This window comes from Pseudomonas sp. SWRI99 (genome assembly GCF_014270125.1).
GTDB classification, from domain to species: domain Bacteria; phylum Pseudomonadota; class Gammaproteobacteria; order Pseudomonadales; family Pseudomonadaceae; genus Aquipseudomonas; species Aquipseudomonas hamedanensis.
This window is the reverse complement of record NZ_JABWQR010000006.1, coordinates 43,933-64,078: the sequence shown is the minus strand read 5'-3', so window position 1 is coordinate 64,078 and position 20,146 is coordinate 43,933. Positions and strand designations below refer to the sequence as shown.

16 protein-coding genes are annotated in these 20,146 nt (G+C 60.6%); 6 read left to right on the top strand and 10 right to left on the bottom strand.

Annotated elements, in window-relative coordinates:
- Positions 1-84: 84 nt before the first annotated feature.
- A complete protein-coding gene (gyrA, locus tag HU743_RS06725; RefSeq protein WP_186647726.1) occupies positions 85-2,859 on the bottom strand; it encodes a DNA gyrase subunit A in 2,775 nt (924 codons plus the stop codon).
- A 425-nt stretch (positions 2,860-3,284) separates the two neighbouring features.
- Positions 3,285-4,361 carry an S-methyl-5-thioribose-1-phosphate isomerase gene (gene mtnA / locus HU743_RS06720; RefSeq protein ID WP_186621617.1) on the bottom strand — a complete coding sequence of 359 codons (1,077 nt, stop codon included), beginning with the start codon at positions 4,359-4,361 and terminating at the stop codon, positions 3,285-3,287.
- A gap of 108 nt (positions 4,362-4,469) precedes the next feature.
- Between mtnA and HU743_RS06715 the strand changes: the two genes are divergently transcribed.
- From HU743_RS06715 to HU743_RS06695, 5 genes are all read left to right on the top strand, one after another.
- Positions 4,470-5,804, top strand: coding sequence for a TRZ/ATZ family hydrolase (locus HU743_RS06715; RefSeq protein ID WP_186647725.1), 1,335 nt, complete (start codon positions 4,470-4,472; stop codon positions 5,802-5,804).
- A 57-nt stretch (positions 5,805-5,861) separates the two neighbouring features.
- Positions 5,862-6,560, top strand: a complete 699-nt coding sequence (gene ubiG, locus HU743_RS06710; protein ID WP_186547035.1) for a bifunctional 2-polyprenyl-6-hydroxyphenol methylase/3-demethylubiquinol 3-O-methyltransferase UbiG — start codon at positions 5,862-5,864, stop codon at positions 6,558-6,560.
- Positions 6,561-6,564: 4 nt separating this feature from the next.
- Complete coding sequence (gene mupP, locus HU743_RS06705; RefSeq protein ID WP_186647724.1) at positions 6,565-7,236, top strand: N-acetylmuramic acid 6-phosphate phosphatase MupP; 672 nt, start codon at positions 6,565-6,567, stop codon at positions 7,234-7,236.
- A gap of 176 nt (positions 7,237-7,412) precedes the next feature.
- Positions 7,413-8,153 (top strand): YciK family oxidoreductase, encoded by a 741-nt coding sequence (locus tag HU743_RS06700; protein ID WP_186647723.1) that lies wholly within the window; start codon positions 7,413-7,415, stop codon positions 8,151-8,153.
- A 361-nt stretch (positions 8,154-8,514) separates the two neighbouring features.
- Positions 8,515-9,441 (top strand): GGDEF domain-containing protein, encoded by a 927-nt coding sequence (locus HU743_RS06695; protein WP_186547032.1) that lies wholly within the window; start codon positions 8,515-8,517, stop codon positions 9,439-9,441.
- Positions 9,442-9,578: 137 nt separating this feature from the next.
- Here the strand turns inward: HU743_RS06695 and HU743_RS06690 are convergent, their stop codons facing one another.
- The 7 genes from HU743_RS06690 to HU743_RS06660 form a co-directional block, all read right to left on the bottom strand.
- Positions 9,579-10,373 (bottom strand): iron-containing redox enzyme family protein, encoded by a 795-nt coding sequence (locus tag HU743_RS06690; protein ID WP_186647722.1) that lies wholly within the window; start codon positions 10,371-10,373, stop codon positions 9,579-9,581.
- Positions 10,374-10,419: 46 nt separating this feature from the next.
- Positions 10,420-12,879: an EAL domain-containing protein gene (locus HU743_RS06685; protein WP_186647721.1), complete on the bottom strand. Its 2,460-nt coding sequence runs from the start codon at positions 12,877-12,879 to the stop codon at positions 10,420-10,422.
- A gap of 137 nt (positions 12,880-13,016) precedes the next feature.
- A complete protein-coding gene (locus tag HU743_RS06680; RefSeq protein ID WP_186647719.1) occupies positions 13,017-14,834 on the bottom strand; it encodes an ATP-binding cassette domain-containing protein in 1,818 nt (605 codons plus the stop codon).
- Positions 14,827-15,429 carry a DsbA family protein gene (locus HU743_RS06675; protein ID WP_186647897.1) on the bottom strand — a complete coding sequence of 201 codons (603 nt, stop codon included), beginning with the start codon at positions 15,427-15,429 and terminating at the stop codon, positions 14,827-14,829. The genes HU743_RS06680 and HU743_RS06675 overlap by 8 nt, the downstream gene beginning before the upstream one ends.
- A gap of 35 nt (positions 15,430-15,464) precedes the next feature.
- Positions 15,465-16,406 carry a rhodanese-related sulfurtransferase gene (locus tag HU743_RS06670; protein ID WP_186621624.1) on the bottom strand — a complete coding sequence of 314 codons (942 nt, stop codon included), beginning with the start codon at positions 16,404-16,406 and terminating at the stop codon, positions 15,465-15,467.
- A 176-nt stretch (positions 16,407-16,582) separates the two neighbouring features.
- A complete protein-coding gene (locus HU743_RS06665; protein ID WP_186647717.1) occupies positions 16,583-16,882 on the bottom strand; it encodes a BolA family protein in 300 nt (99 codons plus the stop codon).
- Between the two features lie 12 nt (positions 16,883-16,894).
- Entirely contained in the window at positions 16,895-17,410 is a 516-nt protein-coding gene (locus HU743_RS06660) for a DUF2059 domain-containing protein (RefSeq protein ID WP_186547026.1), read from the bottom strand.
- A gap of 192 nt (positions 17,411-17,602) precedes the next feature.
- On the opposite strand from HU743_RS06660, the gene HU743_RS06655 reads away from it, so the two are divergent.
- Entirely contained in the window at positions 17,603-18,997 is a 1,395-nt protein-coding gene (locus HU743_RS06655; protein WP_186547025.1) for a class II fumarate hydratase, read from the top strand.
- Positions 18,998-19,101: 104 nt separating this feature from the next.
- Here HU743_RS06655 and HU743_RS06650 read toward each other — a convergent pair whose 3' ends face one another.
- A complete protein-coding gene (locus tag HU743_RS06650) occupies positions 19,102-20,061 on the bottom strand; it encodes a DMT family transporter (protein ID WP_186547024.1) in 960 nt (319 codons plus the stop codon).
- Positions 20,062-20,146 lie beyond the last annotated feature (85 nt).

Sequence of the window (20,146 nt, the reverse complement as noted above, 5' to 3'; positions counted from 1 at the left end):
GAACGATCATCCGCAGTGCTGCAAAATTTCATACCGGACAAATAACAAGGGGGCGAATTCTCATCCGCCCCCTTGTTTGTCCGCTTATTCTTGCGGTTCTTCGTCAGCTGCGGCGTCGAGTTGCTGGTCTTCGCCAGCATCGTTGTTCACGACACTGCCATCGAATTCCTCACCCTCTTCACCTCCGTACTCTTCACCTTCCACTTCCGAAGGCTCCTGAACCCGCTCCAGACCGACCAGGGTTTCATCCTTGGCCAGCTTGATCAGCGTGACACCTTGAGTGTTACGACCCAGGCTCGACACTTCGTCGACGCGGGTGCGAACCAGGGTGCCCTGATCGGAGATCAGCATGATCTCTTCGCCGTCCTGCACCTGAACCGCGCCAACCAGACGGCCGTTACGCTCGTTGCTGACCATGGCGATCACGCCCTGACCGCCACGTTTGTATTCAGGGAACTCGGTGATCGCGGTGCGCTTGCCATAACCGCGCTCGGAAGCGGTGAGGATCTGGCTGCCTTCTTCCGGGATCAGCATGGAGATCAGCTTCTGTCCTTCTGGCAGACGCATGCCGCGTACGCCGCGAGCGGTACGGCCCATGGCGCGTACTTCGGATTCCTTGAAGCGCGTGACCTTGCCGCCGTCGGAGAACAGCATGATTTCCTGCTCGCCATCGGTGATCGCGGCGGAAATCAGAATGTCACCTTCGTCCAGCTCCAGCGCGATCAGGCCGACGCTGCGCTGACGGCTGAAGGCCACCAGCGGAGTTTTCTTCACGGTACCGTTGGCGGTCGACATGAAGATGAACGGTGCCTTCTTGCGGTCGGCAGCCTTGATCCGGGCGCGACGCTCTTCGTCGGTCTCATTGCTGTTTTCGATTTCTTCAACGTCAGCCTCGACGCCTTCGGCCTCTTCCTCGTCAGCGCGTTTCTTCATCGCTTCGAGATCGACCGGCAGCATCGTGGTGATGTATTCGCCTTCGCTCAATGGCAGCAGGTTGACCAGCGGACGACCGCGGGCGGCGCGGGACGCTTCCGGAATCTCGTAGGTCTTGAGCCAGTACACCTTGCCCTTGCTGGAGAACAGCAACAGCGTGGTGTGGCTGTTGGCAACCAGCAGGTGAGCAATGTAGTCCTCATCCTTGACGCCGGTAGCCGACTTGCCTTTACCGCCACGACGCTGTGCCTGGTACGCAGCCAGCGGCTGGGTCTTGGCGTAGCCACCGTGGGAAATGGTCACGACGCGCTCTTCTTCCGGGATCATGTCACCCAGGGTCAGGTCCAGACGCGCATCGAGGATCTCGGTGCGGCGCTGGTCGCCGTATTCGGCGCGGATCACTTCCAGCTCTTCGCGGATCACTTCCATCAGGCGCACAGCGCTGTTGAGGATGCGGATCAGCTCGCCGATCTGGTTGAGAATCTCCTGATATTCGGCCAGCAGCTTCTCGTGCTCAAGGCCGGTCAGACGGTGCAGGCGCAGCTCAAGAATGGCTTGCGCCTGTTCTGGCGAGAGGAAGTACTTGCCTTCGCGCAGACCGTATTGCGGATCGAGGTTTTCCGGACGGCACGAATCGGCACCGGCGCGTTCAACCATGGCCACCACCGCCGAGGACTCCCAAGGCGTGCTGATCAGCGCTTCCTTGGCTTCCGACGGGGTTGGCGAGGCTTTGATCAGGGCGATCACCGGGTCGATGTTCGACAGGGCAACGGCCTGGCCTTCGAGGATGTGGCCACGCTCGCGCGCCTTGCGCAGTTCGAACACGGTACGGCGGGTGACCACTTCGCGACGGTGACGGACGAAGGCTTCCAGCAGATCCTTGAGGTTGAGGATGCGCGGGCGGCCGTCGATCAGCGCAACGATGTTGATACCGAACACCGATTGCAGCTGGGTCTGGGCGTAGAGGTTGTTGAGGATGACCTCAGGTACTTCGCCGCGACGCAGCTCGATCACGACGCGCATACCGTCCTTGTCGGACTCGTCGCGCAGTTCGGTGATGCCTTCGAGCTTTTTCTCTTTGACCAGCTCGGCGATCTTCTCGATCAGACGCGCCTTGTTCAACTGGTAAGGGAGTTCGGTGATGACGATCTGCTGGCGGCCACCGACCTTGTCGATGTCTTCGATGATCGAGCGGGCACGCATGTAAATGCGGCCGCGACCGGTGCGGTAGGCTTCGATGATGCCGGCGCGACCGTTGATGATCGCGGCAGTCGGGAAGTCCGGACCGGGGATGTATTGCATCAGCTCATCGACGGTCAGCTCGGGATTGTCGATGAGGGCCAGGCAACCGTCGATGACTTCACCGAGGTTGTGCGGCGGAATGTTGGTCGCCATGCCCACGGCGATACCGCTGGAACCGTTGACCAACAGGTTCGGCACGCGGGTCGGCATGACCGCCGGGATCAGTTCGGTGCCGTCGTAGTTCGGCACCCAGTCCACGGTTTCCTTGTGCAGATCAGCCAGCAGCTCGTGCGCCAGTTTGGTCATGCGCACTTCGGTGTATCGCATGGCCGCCGCGTTGTCACCGTCGACCGAACCGAAGTTGCCCTGGCCGTCGACCAGCAGGTAGCGCAGGGAGAATGGCTGGGCCATGCGGACGATGGTGTCGTACACGGCGGTGTCACCGTGCGGGTGATACTTACCGATCACGTCGCCGACGACACGGGCAGATTTCTTGTACGGCTTGTTGAAGTCGTTGCCCAGCTCGCTCATCGCGAACAGTACGCGACGGTGCACGGGCTTGAGGCCATCGCGCGCATCCGGCAGTGCACGGCCGACGATCACGCTCATTGCGTAGTCGAGGTAGGACTGTTTCAGCTCGTCTTCGATATTGACCGGGAGGATTTCTTTGGCCAGTTCGCCCATGAGAAGCCTGATTCCTTTTTCTGGTGAAACTTCGTCATATCCATGTGGGAGCAACGAAGCTCGTCGGGGCCGGCCGAGTGCCATGCGCCGACTTACGACAAATCAACAATCTGGAGAGTGGATTTGCGCAGTAAAGACAGCTCCGTGGAGCTGCCTCGGAAAACGCCGGATGTTATCACAAAGGCCGCCACGCACCTATCCCCCAGATGCGCATGGAGCATAGTTAGTTGACCGGTGACAGGCTTGAGGGGGACGAGAGAGGCTCAGAGCTTCTTTGAATGTGAAATCCGGGGCAGATTTACAGTTGTTTATTGACATTCAGGCCCTCATCGCTGGCAAGCCAGCTCCCACGGGTTCAGTGCCGGGCACAAAACCTGTGGGAGCTGGCTTGCCAGCGATGGGGCCCGCTCAGACGCCACAGCCCTTCAATGCAAGCGCTTGCGGCACATCAACTGGGCCATTTTCGCCGTGTCGGGGCGCTCGACGATGCCTTTTTCGGTGACGATCGCGTCGATCAGGTCCGCCGGGGTGACATCAAATACCGGGTTGAATGCCTCAACGTCCGCACCGACGCGCTTGCCGCCGACTTCCAGCAATTCAGCGCCATCGCGCTCTTCAATCGGAATGTCGTCGCCGCTGGCCAAGTGCATGTCGATGGTTGAACTCGGCGCCACGACCATGAAGCGCACGCCGTGGTGCATCGCATTGACCGCCAATTGATAGGTGCCGATCTTGTTCGCCACATCGCCATTGGCGGTAATGCGGTCAGCACCGACGATCACCCAGGTCACGCCCTTGGTCTTCATGATGTGCGCGGCGGCGGCGTCGGCGTTCAGCGTCACCGGAATCCCTTCATTGGCCAGTTCCCATGCGGTCAGGCGCGAACCCTGCAGCCATGGACGGGTTTCATCGGCGTAAACACGCTCGACCATGCCCTCGATAAACGCGGCACGAATTACCCCCAACGCCGTACCAAAACCGCCAGTGGCCAGCGCGCCCGTGTTGCAGTGGGTCAGAATCGCCTGGGCATTGCCCTGATGCTTGCGGATCAGATCGACGCCCAGTTGGGCCATGGTCAGGTTGGCTTCGCGGTCGCTTTCATGAATGGCAATGGCTTCTGCTTCCAGCGCCACCAGCGGATCGACATTGTCCTTGAGCCGATCGAGGCGGTCGTGCATGCGATTCAACGCCCAGAACAGGTTGACCGCGGTCGGACGCGAATCGGCCAGCAGGGCAAAATCCTCCTCCAGGGCCGCATACCAGTCGCCCCCTTCGGCAATCCGCGCCCGCGCGGCGAGGACGATACCGTAGGCGGCACTGATACCGATGGCCGGTGCTCCACGCACCACCATCGAACGAATCGCCTCGGCCACGCCGGCGGCGCTGGTGTAGGCAATCCAGGTTTCCTCGAACGGCAAAATACGCTGATCCAGCAGGTGCAGCGCGCCATCACGCCAATCGATGGCCTTCACTTTCTCCGCAGCCAACAGTCGATCGCGCATCCCACACCCCGCACTCATGAACAAAAGCCGCCGATTATAGCGATCCCCCCGCGAAGACGCTCGGGTATACTTCGCCATCCTTTACAAAAGCACTGGAACCGACCCTCGATGCCGAAACCTGCCATTGCGCTCGACCTGTTATTGCTGCCGACCTGGCTGGTCCCCGTCGAACCCGCAGGCGTGGTGCTCAAGGCGCACGGCCTGGGTATCCGCGACGGTCGCATCGTGTTTATCGGCCCGCGCGCCGAAGCGCTGAAGTGTAACGCCACCCAAATCCGCGAATTGCCGGATGTCTTGTTGGCGCCCGGGCTGATCAATGCCCATGGCCACGCGGCGATGACCTTGTTCCGCGGCCTGGCCGATGACTTGCCGCTGATGACCTGGCTGGAAAACCACATCTGGCCGGCCGAAGGCAAATGGGTCGACGAAGACTTCGTCCGCGACGGCACCGACCTGGCGATCGCCGAGCAGATCAAGGGCGGCATCACATGCTTCTCGGACATGTACTTCTTCCCGAAAGTCGCCAGCGAACGCGTGCATAACAGCGGCATTCGCGCACAGATCGCCATTCCCATCCTCGACTTCCCGATTCCGGGCGCCAGCAGCGCCGACGAAGCCATTCGTCAGGGCGTCGAGTTGTTCGGCGACCTCAAGCACCACGAGCGCATCAAGGTCACTTTCGGCCCCCATGCACCCTACACCGTCGGCGACGAGAACCTGGAAAAAATCCGGGTGATCGCCGAGGAACTGGACGCTTCGATTCACATGCACGTGCATGAAACCGCGTTCGAGGTGCAGCAAGCCATCGAGCAGACCGGCGAACGCCCATTGGCGCGCCTCGCTCGCCTGGGCTTGCTCGGGCCGCGCTTCCAGGCCGTGCACATGACCCAGATCAGCGATGACGACCTGGCCTTGCTGGTAGAAAGCAACAGCAGCGTGATCCACTGCCCGGAATCGAACCTCAAGCTGGCGAGCGGCTTCTGCCCGGTCGAGCGTTTGTGGCAGGCTGGGGTCAATGTTGCAGTCGGCACCGATGGCGCGGCGAGCAACAACGATCTCGACCTGCTCGGCGAAACCCGCACCGCCGCCCTGCTGGCCAAAGCCGTCGCCGGCTCGGCCACGGCGCTCGATGCCCATCGCGCACTGCGCATGGCCACGCTCAATGGCGCGCGGGCACTGGGCATCGAAACGCAAGTCGGCTCGCTGGAGATCGGCAAAGCCGCCGATATCGTCGCGTTCGACCTGTCCGGCCTGGCGCAGCAACCGGTCTATGACCCGGTGTCGCAGCTTATATATGCCACCGGTCGCGATTGCGTGAAAGACCTTTGGGTCGCCGGCAAACAGTTGCTCGACGACCGGCGTCTGACCCGTATGGACGAACAACAGCTTGGCGCCACCGCCCGCGCCTGGGGCCAGCGGATCAGCGGCCACACCGAATCGTAAACGCCCCGGCCTGCATGCCGCGGCGACAGCCCTTTTGAAGTTTCAGAGGAATACACCATGAGCAACGTCGACCACGCCGAAATCGCCAAATTCGAAGCCCTGGCCCATCGCTGGTGGGACCGCGAAAGCGAATTCAAACCGCTGCACGACATCAACCCGCTGCGGGTCAACTGGATTGACGAGCGGGTCAATCTGGCCGGCAAGAAAGTCCTCGACGTCGGTTGCGGCGGCGGCATTCTCAGCGAAGCCATGGCGCAACGCGGCGCCACCGTGATGGGCATCGACATGGGCGAAGCGCCACTGGCGGTCGCGCAACTGCATCAGCTGGAATCCGGTGTCAGCGTCGAATACCGGCAAATCACCGCCGAAGCCCTGGCCGAAGAAATGCCCGAGCAGTTCGACGTCGTCACCTGCCTGGAGATGCTTGAACACGTGCCGGATCCGTCCTCGGTGATTCGCGCCTGCTTCCGCATGGTCAAGCCGGGCGGCCAGGTGTTTTTCTCGACCATCAACCGCAACCCGAAGGCGTATTTGTTCGCCATCATCGGCGCCGAATACATCATGAAGCTGTTGCCGCGCGGCACCCACGACTTCAAGAAATTCATCCGCCCGTCCGAGCTCGGTGCCTGGAGCCGCATGGCCGGCCTGACCGTCAAGGACATCATCGGCCTGACCTACAACCCGCTGACCAAGCACTACAAGTTGGGCAACGACGTTGACGTCAACTATATGATCCAGACCCTGCGCGAGGAATAAGCCGATGGCGATCAGAGCGGTACTTTTCGACATGGACGGCACCCTGCTCGACACGGCGCCGGATTTCATCGCCATCTGTCAGGCGATGCGCGCGGATCGCGGCCTGCCGCCGATCGAGGACAAGCACATCCGCGACGAGATTTCCGGCGGCGCCAAAGCCATGGTCGCGGTGACCTTTTCCATGGACCCGGAGTCGCCGGGTTTCGAGGAGCTGCGCCAGGAGTTTCTCGAGCGCTATCTGGTCGGCTGCGCAGTGCACAGCAAACTGTTCGACGGCATGGCCGAGCTGCTGGCCGACATCGAAAGCGCCAACCTGATCTGGGGCGTGGTCACCAACAAACCGGTGCGCTTCGCCGAGCCGATCATGCAACGGCTGGGACTGGCCGAGCGCTCGGCGCTATTGATCTGCCCCGACCACGTGAAGAACAGCAAGCCGGATCCGGAGCCGCTGATCCTCGCGTGCAAGATGCTTGATCTGGATCCGTCGACCGTGCTGTTTATCGGCGATGATCTGCGTGATATCGAGTCGGGCCGCGACGCCGGGACCAAAACCGCGGCGGTGACCTATGGCTATATTCACCCGGACGACAACCCGCGGCATTGGGGCGCGGACGTGGTGGTGGATCATCCGCTGGAGTTGCGCAAAGTGTTGGATAGCGCGCTCTGCAGTTGCTGACCTGAATCAGATGCTGTGGCGAGGGAGCTTGCTCCCGCTCGGCTGCGCAGCAGTCGTGATACCGGATGGCCTGGTATCGCTGACTTTATACAGTGAGGGTCGCTGCGCGCCCAGCGGGAGCAAGCTCCCTTGCTACAGGTGAAGCAGGTCTTCACGAAATGGATTGTGAGGTTTTTATGTTTGATTATTCCGCTCGTCCTGAATTGCTCAAGGATCGGGTCATTCTGGTCACCGGCGCCGGGCGTGGCATCGGTGCGGCCGCGGCAAAAACCTACGCCGCCCACGGCGCGACCGTGTTGCTGCTGGGCAAGACCGAAGCCAATCTGACGCAGGTCTACGATGAGATCGAAGCGGCGGGCCATCCGCAACCGGCGGTGATTCCGTTCAATCTCGAGACCGCCCTGCCCCATCAGTACGATGAACTGGCGGCGATGATCGAAACCGAGTTCGGCCATCTCGACGGTCTGCTGCACAACGCCTCGATCATTGGTCCGCGCACGCCCATCGAGCAGTTGTCTGGCGAGAACTTCATGCGCGTCATGCAGGTCAACGTCAACGCCATGTTCATGCTGACCAGCACCTTGCTGCCGTTGCTCAAGCTTTCGCAGGACGCTTCAGTGGTGTTCACCTCAAGCAGCGTCGGACGCAAGGGCCGCGCTTATTGGGGCGCCTACGGCGTGTCGAAGTTTGCCACCGAAGGCTTGATGCAAACCCTGGCCGATGAAGTCGAGGGCGTGGCACCGGTGCGCTCCAACAGCATCAACCCCGGCGGGACTCGCACGAGCATGCGCGCCCAGGCCTATCCGGGGGAAAACCCGCTGAACAACCCGACGCCGGAAGAGATCATGCCGGTGTACCTGTACCTGATGGGGCCTGACAGTACCGGGGTAAACGGCCAGGCTTTCAACGCCCAGTAGTGCCACACGTCGCTTTTGTTGCCGCGGCAGATTCCTGTCGCGGCGAACATTTGCCGGATCCGCGCGTCACAAATCAGTCAATTTCCCACCACCTCTCTTGACACTTCGTTGCCAACTAACTGATTCGAAAGGTTTTAAATAAAAGCGAACCGAATGGCACGACTTTCGCTCTAACTTCCTTCAAAGCATGCCGTGTGAAGGCAGTCGGGCAAGGCCGATTTCGATAGCTGACTCATCGTGATCAGGCAGACTAAACTTACGCCAAACGTCCTATGGGACTGATGGATCAGTATGACGCGCAGCCCACAGCCGCTCTCACCCAGCCTGTAAGACAGATCTACTGCTTAGGGGCTCACGCCATATGAAACCACCCTCCCAGACCCATGCAATTGACTTTGACAGTGCCAAATTGCAGCGCCTGGGCTTTGGTCAGTTGCCCCCTCTGCTGGAGCGCCCGGCCAGTCTTGCGCAACTGCGCCAGCAAATGAGCCTGCAGCTACAAACCAGCCTTGAGCCGCAACGCATCCTTGGCCTGTTTTTCCGCGAAGCCCAACGCCTGGTACCGCTCGATGCCCTGAGTTATGTGCATCAGGCAAGCGACCTGCGCCTTGAGTTCGGCACGCGCGGTCACCACTCGCTCAGCTACAGCCTCAGTCACGAAGGTGAGCAGATGGGCGAACTGGTGTTTCGCCGCAACCAGCGCTTCAACGACAAGGAACAAGGCGACCTCGAATCCCTGCTGTCATCCCTTCTTTATCCGATGCGCAACGCCCTGCTTTATCGCGCCGCCACCCAGAGCGCCCTGCGCGACCCGCTGACCGGTGCCGGTAACCGGATTGCGATGGAGCAGACCTTGCAGCGCGAGATCGATATGTCGCGCCGCCATCAGCAACCGTTGTCGGTGCTGATGCTCGATATCGATCATTTCAAACGGGTCAATGACAGTCACGGCCATAGCGCGGGCGACGATGTGCTCAAGGCGATCGCCGCGACAATCAAGGCGCAACTGCGCAACGTCGACATGGTGTTCCGTTATGGGGGCGAAGAATTTCTGGTCCTGCTGTCGAACACCAGCCGGGAGGCGGCGGCGATGGTCGGCGAGCGTCTGCGCTACGCGACGCAGGCGGCGGAGTACTACGCGGATGGACAATTGATTGAACTGACGGTGAGCCTGGGCTGCTCCACCTTGCTGCCGGGCGAGTCGGCTGACAGCTTGCTGCGTCGCGCCGACAGTGCGCTGTATGTGGCGAAACGCGAAGGGCGTAACCGGTTGGCAATGGCGGGCTAACTCTACCCCAGACGGCGCACAACAATTGTAGGAGTAAGCCTGCTCGCGATTCGGCGTATCAGACAATAAATTTATCGACTGACACACCGCTATCGCGAGCAGGCTCACTCCTACATGGTTATCCATCGCTTTGAAGGTCAGCTCTCGACGACAGTTCTGCGCTCCCGATTGACCAGCAGACGCTCAGAGGTTTCGAGCTGCATGCACCGCTCCAGGAACAGGTACATGTAGTCATAGCTCTTGCAAATCGCCTGGCGCAACTCGGTCTGCAAGGCCTTGCTCGGGTTCATCCCGGCCAGGGTGCAGATGATTTCCAGCGCTTCCCACGGATGAGCATCGTCGTACTGGGCGTGCATCTTCAACCACTTCATCGCCCGCTTGCGCTCCTCTTCGGGGAACGCCGCCGCATAGACGCCGCTTGAGCAGACCAGCGCCGACCACTCGCCCGTCGCGCCCTCGATCGCATAGTTGGTCGCCGCGATGGCCACGATCAGCGAGTCGGCAGCGCTGGTGTGCCAGCACCAATGACTCAAGGCGTGCAGCTCCGGCGGCACCTGTTGCGCCTGGAGATCCTCCAGACTCACACCGTGCGCCCGGCTCCAGTTCAGCCAGTAATCGGCGTGATTGAGTTCGACACGAATGTTGCGCATCAGCCAGCGCCGGGCCATGTCTTCGCCCGGATGTCGGGCGAAGCGGGTCTTGGTCAGGTTCTGCGCCATGTACAGCGCAAACTGCTCGACCACCGGCCAGCCCCCGATCAGGTACTGACGCATGGTTTTAGCGCTGAGTTTGTTGTCACGCATGCGCACATAAAGTTCATGCTCGACAACCCGGCGTTTGCTCTCGCTGCAATCCTGGATCAACTGTTGTGCCCAGGCGGGATAACTGGCGGCTTCCATGAGCGGTCCGGCTCGGTTGAATGTGTCGATCACTGTTCGGCTCCTTTTGAGTTGTGATGGCAAGGATCGGCGAGAGACTTCAACGGAACGTACCAGGCGCTTTGAATAACAGCGGCTGCGGCCTGGCGGGGCGACTGCGCAAACTGTCACAGGTAAACAACTGCGGACGCTCGATGACATAACCCTGAGCGTAATCCACACCGATTTCAAGCAACGCCTGTTCGATCTGGACAGTTTCAACAAACTCGGCAATTGTCCGCTTCCCCATGACATGCCCGATGTGATTGATCACTTCGACCATAGCCCGGTTAATCGGGTCGTCCAGCATATCCTTGACGAAACTCCCGTCGATCTTCAGGAAGTCTACAGGCAAATGTTTCAAGTAAGCGAATGAAGACATTCCGGCACAAAAGTCATCCAGCGAGAAGTAACAACCTAAGCCTTTGAGTTCATTAATAAATCTAATTGCACTGCCTAAATTTGAAATAGCACTGGTTTCAGTAATTTCAAAACAAATCATTTCAGGCGGTATAGCGTAGTTAACAAACTGTTCGCGCAGAAAGTGCAAAAAGGCGTCATCTCCTATAGTAATGCCTGACAGATTAATCGCACACATTGCCAACGGTTCTTGATGTTCCTCGGCAATACATTGAGCAATAACCTTAAATACGTTTTGCACCACCCAACGGTCTAACTGGCTCATCAAGCCATAACGCTCGGCGGCGGGAATAAAACTGTCAGGCAAGATCATTCGCCCGGACTCATCATGCAGGCGCAAGAGAATTTCAATGTGCCCGCGCTCGCCGTCCTGTTGCTTGAGCGGCGCGATTTCCTGGGCGTACAGACAGAAGCGGTTCTCTTCCAGCGCCATGTGCAGGCGCTGCACCCAGGCCATTTCGCCAAAGCGCAGCGACAGTTCGGAATCGTCGGCATGATAGACCTGCACGCGGTTGCGGCCTTTTTCCTTGGCCATGTAGCACGCCATATCGGCCGCCCGCAGTGACGTTTCGAGCGTGGTCGGCGCCTGGGTGATGTGCACCAGGCCGATACTGACAGTGGTCAGGAAGGGCCGCCCTTTCCAGACAAAATGCAGATTCTGTGCTGTCTGGCGCAGGCTTTCGGCGATTTTTTCCGCAGCGTCCGGCGGACAGTTTTCCAGCAGAATGCCGAACTCATCGCCGCCCAGCCGCGCCAGGGTGTCGCCCTCGCGCAAGCCCGACTGCAACAGCGTACAGATGTGGCGCAACAGCTCATCGCCCGCCGCATGGCCGCAGGTGTCGTTGACCAGCTTGAATTGGTCCAGATCGAGGAACATCAACGCGTGCCGCCCCGCCTGGCGCGTAAGGTTGTGCAGCGCTTGCTCCAGGCGATACTCGAATTCCCGGCGGTTGGCCAACCCGGTCAGCGCATCGTGGGTGGCCTGCCAGGACAGGTTGGCAATGTACTGCCGCTCCTGGGTCATGTCGTGCAACACCAGCACCGTGCCGCTGACCTTGCCGGCGTTGCGGATCGGCGCGCCCACCAGCGTGACCGACACAGTGCTGCCATCCAGGCGCTGGATCAGCTTCGAATGTTCGCTGCCGCCGCTGAGCTGACCGCTGAGGATGTGTTCGATCAGCGTCAGGCCTTCGGTCTGGGCGTTGTCATCGAGCAGATTGAACAACGCGGCCAGTGGCAGACCCGCAGCCTGCTCGGCCTTCCAGTGCGTCATGGCTTCGGCAGCGGGGTTCATGTAATCGATCGCACCGCTGACGTCCGTGGTGATGACGCCATCGCCAATTGATTGCAACGTGATGTGCGCGCGATCCTTTTCCAGTTGCAGCGCTTGGGCAAACGCGTGCCGTTGCTTGAGCAACTTGTGCGTGCGCCACAGCGCCAGCACGATCAGCCCCAGCGCAGTGGCCAGGTTGATGAACAAGAGCAAACGCATGATGACCCGCGACCCTTCGCCCAGGGCATCGCTGAACGCCCTGGCGGCCGGCGTCACCGCGTCGTTGATGGAGAAGATCTGCACTTTCCAGCGCTGAACATCGCCGGAGGTCGCTTCATTGCGGGTGATGCGCTGATGCATTTCCTGCGCAACTTCATGCAATCGGTCGAGATAGGCGTCGCCAACGGTCCAGCGATCGATCGCGGTTTCGAGATAACTGAAATGACGGAAATTGAGGTATAGCCAGATCAGGCTGGAGACATCGTCGGGGTGATTGCCGCCCTTGAGAATGCCCTCGCGCGCGGCCGGCAGGTCCGGCGGCTGGCGGTCGAGCGCCAGACGCAACTGGTGCCCGCCTTGAGGCACGGCAATCGCCGTCAGGTACTTGTGGTAAATCGCCTCGTCCCGGCTATCGGCGTAGAGGTTCAGATAATAGATGGCATCTTTCTGGCCCTTGGACCACAGGCTTTCGCCGGCAACATAACCGCGAACGGCCGAGAGCACGTACAGACTCACGCCGCCCAATAACGCCTGAAACACCACGACAGCAATAAAAGGCCAGACGATGCCCAACAACCGTGGTGTTCCCAGAGTCTGCTTTTGCTTCATGAGATTCCTTGCATGAGCACTGCCCGCTCGCCTTCCGGACGAAATCGCTATGACGAGACTAGGTGGGGTTCTCGCGCAAGGCAAGGCGCGGCTTTACACCACGCGTAGAACGTCTGACAGGCCAGCAAGTGTTTCGATCAGTGCTGTTGCAAGTTGCCGTAGAGCTTGGCGTAAAGACCGCCGTCGGCAATCAGTTGGCGATGGTCGCCGTCCTCGGCGATCTGCCCGCCGTCAAACACCAGCACCCGGTCCGCCTGTTTCACCGCCGACAGGCGATGGGCAATGATCAGCGTGGTGCGGCCATTGAGAAACTTCGCCATCGCTTGGTGCAGGTTGTATTCGGTGGCGGCATCAAGAGCCGACGTGGCTTCGTCGAGAATCACCACCCGCGGTTCGGCGAGAATCATCCGCGCAATCGCCAGCCGTTGCCGCTGGCCACCGGACAAACGCACACCGGAACGCCCGACGATGCTGTCGAGGCCATCGGGCAACGCCCGGATAGTCGCGGCCATTTGCGCAATTTCCAGCGCCTGCCAGCAGGCTTCGTCAGTACGGGGCCGGCCCATGGTCAGGTTGGCGCGCACGCTGTCGTTGAACAGCGCCGGATGCTGCAGCACCACCGCGACATTCTCGCGGACCGTCTCCAGGCCGATCTCCTGCTGGGTCGAGCCGCCGAAACGGATGCTCCCGGCCAACGGTGTGTACAGCCCCAGGAGCAGTTGCACCAAGGTACTTTTGCCGCCGCCACTGGCGCCAACGATCGCGACTTTTTCACCGGGCGCAATGGACAGGTTCATCTGATCCAGCACCAATTCGTCGCCATAACCGAAACTCAGGCCCTGCACTTCGATGCCCACGGTGTCGCGTCCCTTGAACGGATCGACACCGCCCGGGTACTGCGGCTCGTCGGCGCGCGCCAGCAGCTCGTTGATCCGCGCCAGCGCCCCGCCCGCCGCGTAATAGGCGTATTGCAGATTGAGCAGTTGTTCCACCGGGCCGATCATGAACCACAGGTAACTGAACACCGCGAGCATCTGCCCGATCGACAGGTCGGAAAACAGCACGGTGAGCATTGCCGCAGCGCGGAAGATGTCGATGCCGAACTGGAACAGCAAGCCACTGGCACGATTGGAGGCGTCGGTTTTCCACTGCGAGTTGACTGCGTAGTTGCGCACCTCCTTTGCACGCAATCCGAGCCTGCCGAGGAAATACCCCTGACGGTTGCCGGCACGCACCTCCTGAATCGCATCGAGGGTTTCGCTCAGCGCCTGAGTGAAGCGCGAGGTGCTGTCGTTCTCAAGCTTCTTCAGGTGCTTGACGCGTTTGCCCAACTGCACCGTGGCGTAGATCACCAGCGGATTGAACAGCAGGATCAACAGCGCCAGCTTCCAGTGCATCCACATCAGAATGCTCGCGGTGCCGACCAGGGTCAGCATCGCCACCAGAAAACGACTGAGTGTTTCGCCCACAAACTTGTCCAGGGTATCCAGGTCGGTGACCAGATGCGTGGTCACCGTCCCGCTGCCCAGGCTTTCGTATTCACCGAGGGAGATGCGCTTGAGCCGCTCGATCAGACGCACGCGAATGCGATAGACGATGTCCTTGGCCAGTCGCGCGAACAGCCGTGATTGCAACACGCCAAAACACAGGGCGCCGCAACGCAAGGTCAGGGTCACCAACAGCATCAGGCCGATATAGCCCGCCGCCTGCTGCCACATATCAGGCAGGAAATGGTTCATGACTTTCAGCGCGGCATCGCCGTGGCCGAGCAAGACTTCGTCGACCAGCAATGGCAGCAGCAAAGGAATCGGCACGCTGCACAGCGTCGCCAGCACGGCCACGCCGTTGGCGATCCACAGGGATTTTTTGTGATGCAGCGCCAGCCGCCGGACTTCCGCCCAGCTCAGCCGGTCGATTTGCGTTACGCCTGGCGTGTCATCGGCCACATCAGACACAGGCCGCACGCTCCAGCCAGCGGCCGAGCAACGGCGACAGCTCGCTGAGCGGTTGATAGCCGTTGGTCAACAGCGCCAGTTGGCCGTTGCGCTCGGCCAGCAGGGTCGGAAACCCGGCGATGCCCAGATCCTGCACCCAGCTGAAATCGGCTTGAGTCGCCTTGTGCTGATCGGCGTGATCAAAATGCTCGGCAAACTCGATGCGCGGCACCCCGGCCTGTTCGGCCAGCTCAACCAGCACGCTGGCCTGGGTGACATCGCGGCCTTCAGCGTAAAACGCCTGCTGGATCAGCCCGACCAGTGTCCATGCGCAATCCGGTGCCAGACTGCGCGCGGTGACGATGGCGCGACAGGCCGGCTCAGTGTCGTAGACAAAACCGTCAGGCAACGCGCCATCGAACTTGAACGGCTGGCCGGTGGCCTCGGTGACCGCTTGCCAGTGCTCCAGAATGTAACGCCGCGTGGTCGGCTCCAGCGCCGAACCACTGCCGGTGCGCAAACCACCGACCACCAGATGCAGCTCGACCCCGGCGGCCTGCGCCTGCTCGACCAGTGCCTTGGCCACCGGAGCGAACCCCCAGCACCAGGAACACATCGGATCCATCACATAGAGCAGGCGCGCGGACATGGTTAAGCCTCGGTGGATGCTTGCTTATAGTTGTAGCCGATCGGGTGCGGCTGGTTGCGCGCCTTGGCCAGTTCGATCTGCTTTTGCCGATCGATGGCGCTGCGCCGGGTTTTCTCGCTGAGCTTGTCCCAGCAGTGCGGGCAGCTGATGCCGGCGACGTAATGTTCGGAGGCGCGATCTTCCACGCTGACCGGTGTGCGGCAGGCATGACATTGATCGTAGTCGCCTTCCGTCAAGTCGTGGCGCACGGTCACGCGGTTGTCGAAGACGAAGCAGTCGCCGCGCCACTTGGTCTCTTCCTGCGGCACTTCTTCCAGATACTTCAGGATGCCGCCCTTGAGGTGATAGACCTCTTCGAAACCTTCGCCGAGCATGTAGCTCGAAGCTTTCTCGCAACGAATGCCGCCGGTGCAGAACATCGCGACCTTCTTGTGCACGGCCGGGTCGAAGTGCTCTTTGATGTAGTCGGGAAATTCGCGAAAACTGGTGGTTTTCGGATCGATGGCGCCTTCGAAGGTGCCGATCGACACTTCGTAATCGTTGCGCGTGTCGATCAGCAGCACTTGCGGATCGCTGATCAGCGCATTCCAGTCTTGCGGCTCAACGTAGGTGCCGACCTTTTTGTTCGGGTCGACGCCTTCGACGCCCAGGGTGACGATTTCTTTCTTCAGCTTGACCTTGGTGCGATAGAACGGCTGCTCGTCGCAGTACGATTCCTTGTGGTCGATGTCGACCATGCGTGGATCGTTCTTCAGCCAGGCGAGCAGGCCGTCAATGCCTTCGCGGGTGCCGGAGACCGTGCCGTTGATGCCTTCTTCGGCGATCAGCAGAGTGCCTTTGATGCCGTTGTCGACCATCGCTTGCAGCAGTGGCTCGCGCAGGTTGACGTAATCTTCGAGGGTGACGAACTTGTACAGTGCCGCCACGACAATCGGTTGTGTCATGGGTATTTCTCCAGGTGGCTACCCTCGCAAAGGGTGAACCGGATTCAAAAAAAACGCGCCGGCTAAGCGGCGCGTCGGGATTCTAGCAAAAAAGCAGCTGCAAGCTTCAAGCTTCAAGCTGATCCGCTTTTAACTTGCAGCTTGCAGCTTGCAGCTTGCAGCTCGAAGCTCGAAGCTTACAGCTTGCTTCCTCCCGCACAGGTCGGCGACGCCGGGGCGGCGCCGGTCTCTGCCCATTCCCGCGGGGTGTAGGTGTGCAGCGCCAACGCATGGAACTCGCCCATCAGCTCGCCGAGCGTGCCGTAGACTTTCTGGTGGCGCTTGACCCGGTTCAGGCCTTCGAACTGCGCACTGACCACCACAGCCTTGAAGTGGGTCTGAAACCCGCGGCTGTGCATGTGGCTTTCGTCCAGCACTTGCAGATGCTCAGGCTGAAGCAGGGACAGCGTCGATTCGATGCGTTGTTGCATGGTCATCACGAACTCCGCTTACTTCTTCTTGGCCGGTGCAGCGGCAGGGGTCAGCTCTTTGGTCATGTCGTCGAGCAGTTTGTTGACCACCGGTACGGCGCTTTCCAGTTTGCCCTGGGTCATCTGCGCCGATTGCTGGGTCAGCTGCGGCATTTTTTCCAGGACTTTCTTGCCCAGTGGCGACTTGTAGAAAGCAACCAGATCCTTGAGCTCGGATTCGCTGAAGTTACTGGTGTAGAGCTTGACCATGTCCGGCTTCAGCTTGTTCCAGCCGATGGCCTGGTCCAGCGCGGCGTTGGCCTTGGCCTGATAGGTTTCCAGTACGGCTTTCTTGGCCTCAGGGGCTTTGGTCTGCTCGAAGCGCTGAGCGAACATTTGCTGCACTTGCATGTACACCGGAGTGCCCAGTTTGTCAGCGTGAGCCAGCGTCAGGAAAGCTTCGGCACTGGCGTTGTGGCTGGCGGTATCGGCAAGCACCTGGCCGCTGGCGCAAACCAGTGCAACCGCGGTACAGATGGCACGAAGACGAGTCATCGAGTTTCCTTTTAAGCAAAGCGAGGTCAAACCCCAAGGGCGACCATTCTGCGCCTAAAAAACGCTATGGCTCAACCCCCGACCCTTGCCGCGCTTGATTGGCCCGGTTTTGCGGTCAACAATCGAGCCGATGGAACCACCCGGGCCGAAGCCGGCCTAAACTGCGCCAACCGACCAACAGGAGTGAGCACGATGAGCCGTATCGAAACCGACAGCCTGGGCCAGATTGAAGTCCCGGACGACGCCTACTGGGGTGCTCAGACGCAACGCTCGCTGATCAACTTTGCCATCGGTCAGGAACGCATGCCGCTACCGGTGCTGCACGCCCTGGCGCTGATCAAGAAAGCCGCCGCACGGGTCAACGACCGCAACGGCGACCTGCCCGCCGACATCGCCCGCCTGATCGAACAGGCCGCCGATGAAGTTCTCGATGGTCAGCACGACGACCAGTTTCCGCTGGTGGTCTGGCAGACCGGCAGCGGCACCCAGAGCAACATGAACGTCAACGAAGTGATCGCCGGCCGTGCCAACGAACTGGCCGGCAATCCGCGCGGCGGCAAGACGCCAGTGCACCCGAACGATCACGTCAACCGCTCGCAAAGCTCCAACGACTGCTTCCCCACGGCCATGAGCATCGCCACCGTCAAAGCGGTGCACGAACAACTGCTGCCGGCGATTGCCGAGTTGTCCGGCGGCCTCGCCGAACTGGCGGCGCGGCACATGAAACTGGTTAAGACCGGCCGCACGCACATGATGGATGCCACCCCCATCACCTTCGGCCAGGAGTTGTCCGGGTTCATTGCGCAACTCGATTACGCCGAGCGTGCCATTCGCGCCGCTCTGCCCGCTGTCTGCGAGCTGGCTCAGGGCGGCACCGCCGTCGGCACCGGGCTGAACTCGCCGCACGGTTTTGGTGAGGCGATTGCCGCCGAGCTGGCCGCGCTGTCCGGCCTGCCGTTTGTCACCGCGCCGAACAAGTTCGCCGCGCTGGCCGGCCACGAGCCGCTGACTAACCTGTCCGGCGCGCTGAAAACCCTCGCCGTAGCCCTGATGAAAATCGCCAACGACCTGCGTCTGCTTGGCTCCGGCCCGCGTGCCGGTTTCGCCGAAGTGAAGTTGCCGGCCAATGAACCAGGCAGTTCGATCATGCCCGGCAAGGTCAATCCGACACAGTGCGAGGCGCTGTCGATGCTCGCCTGTCAGGTATTGGGCAATGACGTGACGATCGGCATCGCCGCCAGCCAGGGTCACTTGCAGTTGAACGTGTTCAAACCGGTGATCATTCACAACCTGCTGCAATCGATCCGCCTGCTGGGCGACGGCTGCAGCAACTTCCAGCAGCACTGCATTGCCGGGCTGGAACCGGATGCCGAGGTCATGGCCCAACACCTGGAACGCGGCTTGATGCTGGTGACAGCGCTGAACCCGCACATCGGTTATGACAAATCGGCGGAAATCGCCAAGAAGGCTTACAGCGAAGGGCTGACCTTGCGCGAGGCGGCGCTGCAACTGGGCTATCTGACCGATGAAGAGTTCGAGGCGTGGGTGCGGCCGGAGAACATGATCGAGGCTGGAGCCAAGGGCTGAGATTTTTAGCGTCTGTCAGTAAGTCATCGCGAGCAGGCTCACTCCTACAGGGGTACGCATTCCAATTGTAGGAGTGAGCCTGCTCGCGATGAAGCTGACGCGGTTTAACTGGCTGCCATTTTCAGACGCCGCGCCCTGAGCCCGGCCATCAACGAAGGCCCCAGCGCCACCAGCGCCGAGCCGAGCACCACCAGCACTGCCCCGCCATAGCCCAGCGCATTGATCTGCTCGGCATGCACGTATTCGGGCCAGACCCTCGCCGCAATCGCCACCGCAGCAAACGTCACCAGCGGCGTAATCGCCAGGGTCGCGCTGACCCGCGACGCCTCCCAGTGCGCCAGCGCTTCGGCGAATGCCCCGTAGGCGATCAGCGTATTCATGCAGCACGCCAGCAGCAGCCAGCCTTGCAGCGGACTCAGGTTCAGCGCTTCAAGCGGATGCACCCACGGCGTCAGCAACAACGCGCAGAACAGGTAGATCACCATCATCACTTGCAGCGAATTCCACACCGTCAGCAGTTGCTTCTGACCCAGCGCGTAAAAGGTCCATACCGTCGAAGCCAGCAGCACCAGCAAAACGCCTGCGGTGTAATCGGACAACGAGGTCAGCAATTCGGCCAGACGCTGATTGAAGAACAATCCGAAACCGATCAGCAGTACCGCCAGCCCGATGCCCTGGCCGATGCTGAAACGCTCCTTGAACACAAACAGGCTGGCGATCAGCAACATGATCGGCCCCATTTGCACCACCAGTTGCGCGGTGCCGGGGCTGAGCAGGTTGAGGCCCATCAGGTACAACACGTAATTGCCGACCAGGCCGAGCACCGCCATCAGCACCAGCCAGCCGCCCTTGGGCCCGAGTACCTTGCGGCTCGGCAGACGCTTCACCGACGCCAGGTAGATGAACAGACAGCCGCCGGACACCATCAGGCGAAACCAGGTCACCGTGACCGGATCCATCACCAGCAATACCTGTTTGAGCTTGATCGGCAAAATGCCCCACAAAAACGCGGTCAGCAGCGCCAGGAACAATCCGTACACCCAGCGCCCCGATGAAATGTGCATGCGAACCCCAAAAGCCTGCTGACAAGAGCAGTCATTCTAGGCGCGCCGCCGCGTGCAACACAGGGACAGTTGAGGACAGGCCGCG

Coding starts and splice junctions, on each gene's coding strand:
- ubiG (WP_186547035.1), top strand. CDS start 5,862: ATGAGCAACGTCGACCACGCCGAAATCGCCAAATTCGAAGCCCTGGCC.
- HU743_RS06685 (WP_186647721.1), bottom strand. CDS start 12,879: ATGAAGCAAAAGCAGACTCTGGGAACACCACGGTTGTTGGGCATCGTC.
- HU743_RS06715 (WP_186647725.1), top strand. CDS start 4,470: ATGCCGAAACCTGCCATTGCGCTCGACCTGTTATTGCTGCCGACCTGG.
- HU743_RS06670 (WP_186621624.1), bottom strand. CDS start 16,406: ATGACACAACCGATTGTCGTGGCGGCACTGTACAAGTTCGTCACCCTC.
- mupP (WP_186647724.1), top strand. CDS start 6,565: ATGGCGATCAGAGCGGTACTTTTCGACATGGACGGCACCCTGCTCGAC.
- HU743_RS06675 (WP_186647897.1), bottom strand. CDS start 15,429: ATGTGTTCCTGGTGCTGGGGGTTCGCTCCGGTGGCCAAGGCACTGGTC.
- HU743_RS06695 (WP_186547032.1), top strand. CDS start 8,515: ATGAAACCACCCTCCCAGACCCATGCAATTGACTTTGACAGTGCCAAA.
- gyrA (WP_186647726.1), bottom strand. CDS start 2,859: ATGGGCGAACTGGCCAAAGAAATCCTCCCGGTCAATATCGAAGACGAG.
- HU743_RS06650 (WP_186547024.1), bottom strand. CDS start 20,061: ATGCACATTTCATCGGGGCGCTGGGTGTACGGATTGTTCCTGGCGCTG.
- HU743_RS06655 (WP_186547025.1), top strand. CDS start 17,603: ATGAGCCGTATCGAAACCGACAGCCTGGGCCAGATTGAAGTCCCGGAC.
- HU743_RS06665 (WP_186647717.1), bottom strand. CDS start 16,882: ATGACCATGCAACAACGCATCGAATCGACGCTGTCCCTGCTTCAGCCT.
- HU743_RS06700 (WP_186647723.1), top strand. CDS start 7,413: ATGTTTGATTATTCCGCTCGTCCTGAATTGCTCAAGGATCGGGTCATT.
- HU743_RS06660 (WP_186547026.1), bottom strand. CDS start 17,410: ATGACTCGTCTTCGTGCCATCTGTACCGCGGTTGCACTGGTTTGCGCC.
- mtnA (WP_186621617.1), bottom strand. CDS start 4,361: ATGCGCGATCGACTGTTGGCTGCGGAGAAAGTGAAGGCCATCGATTGG.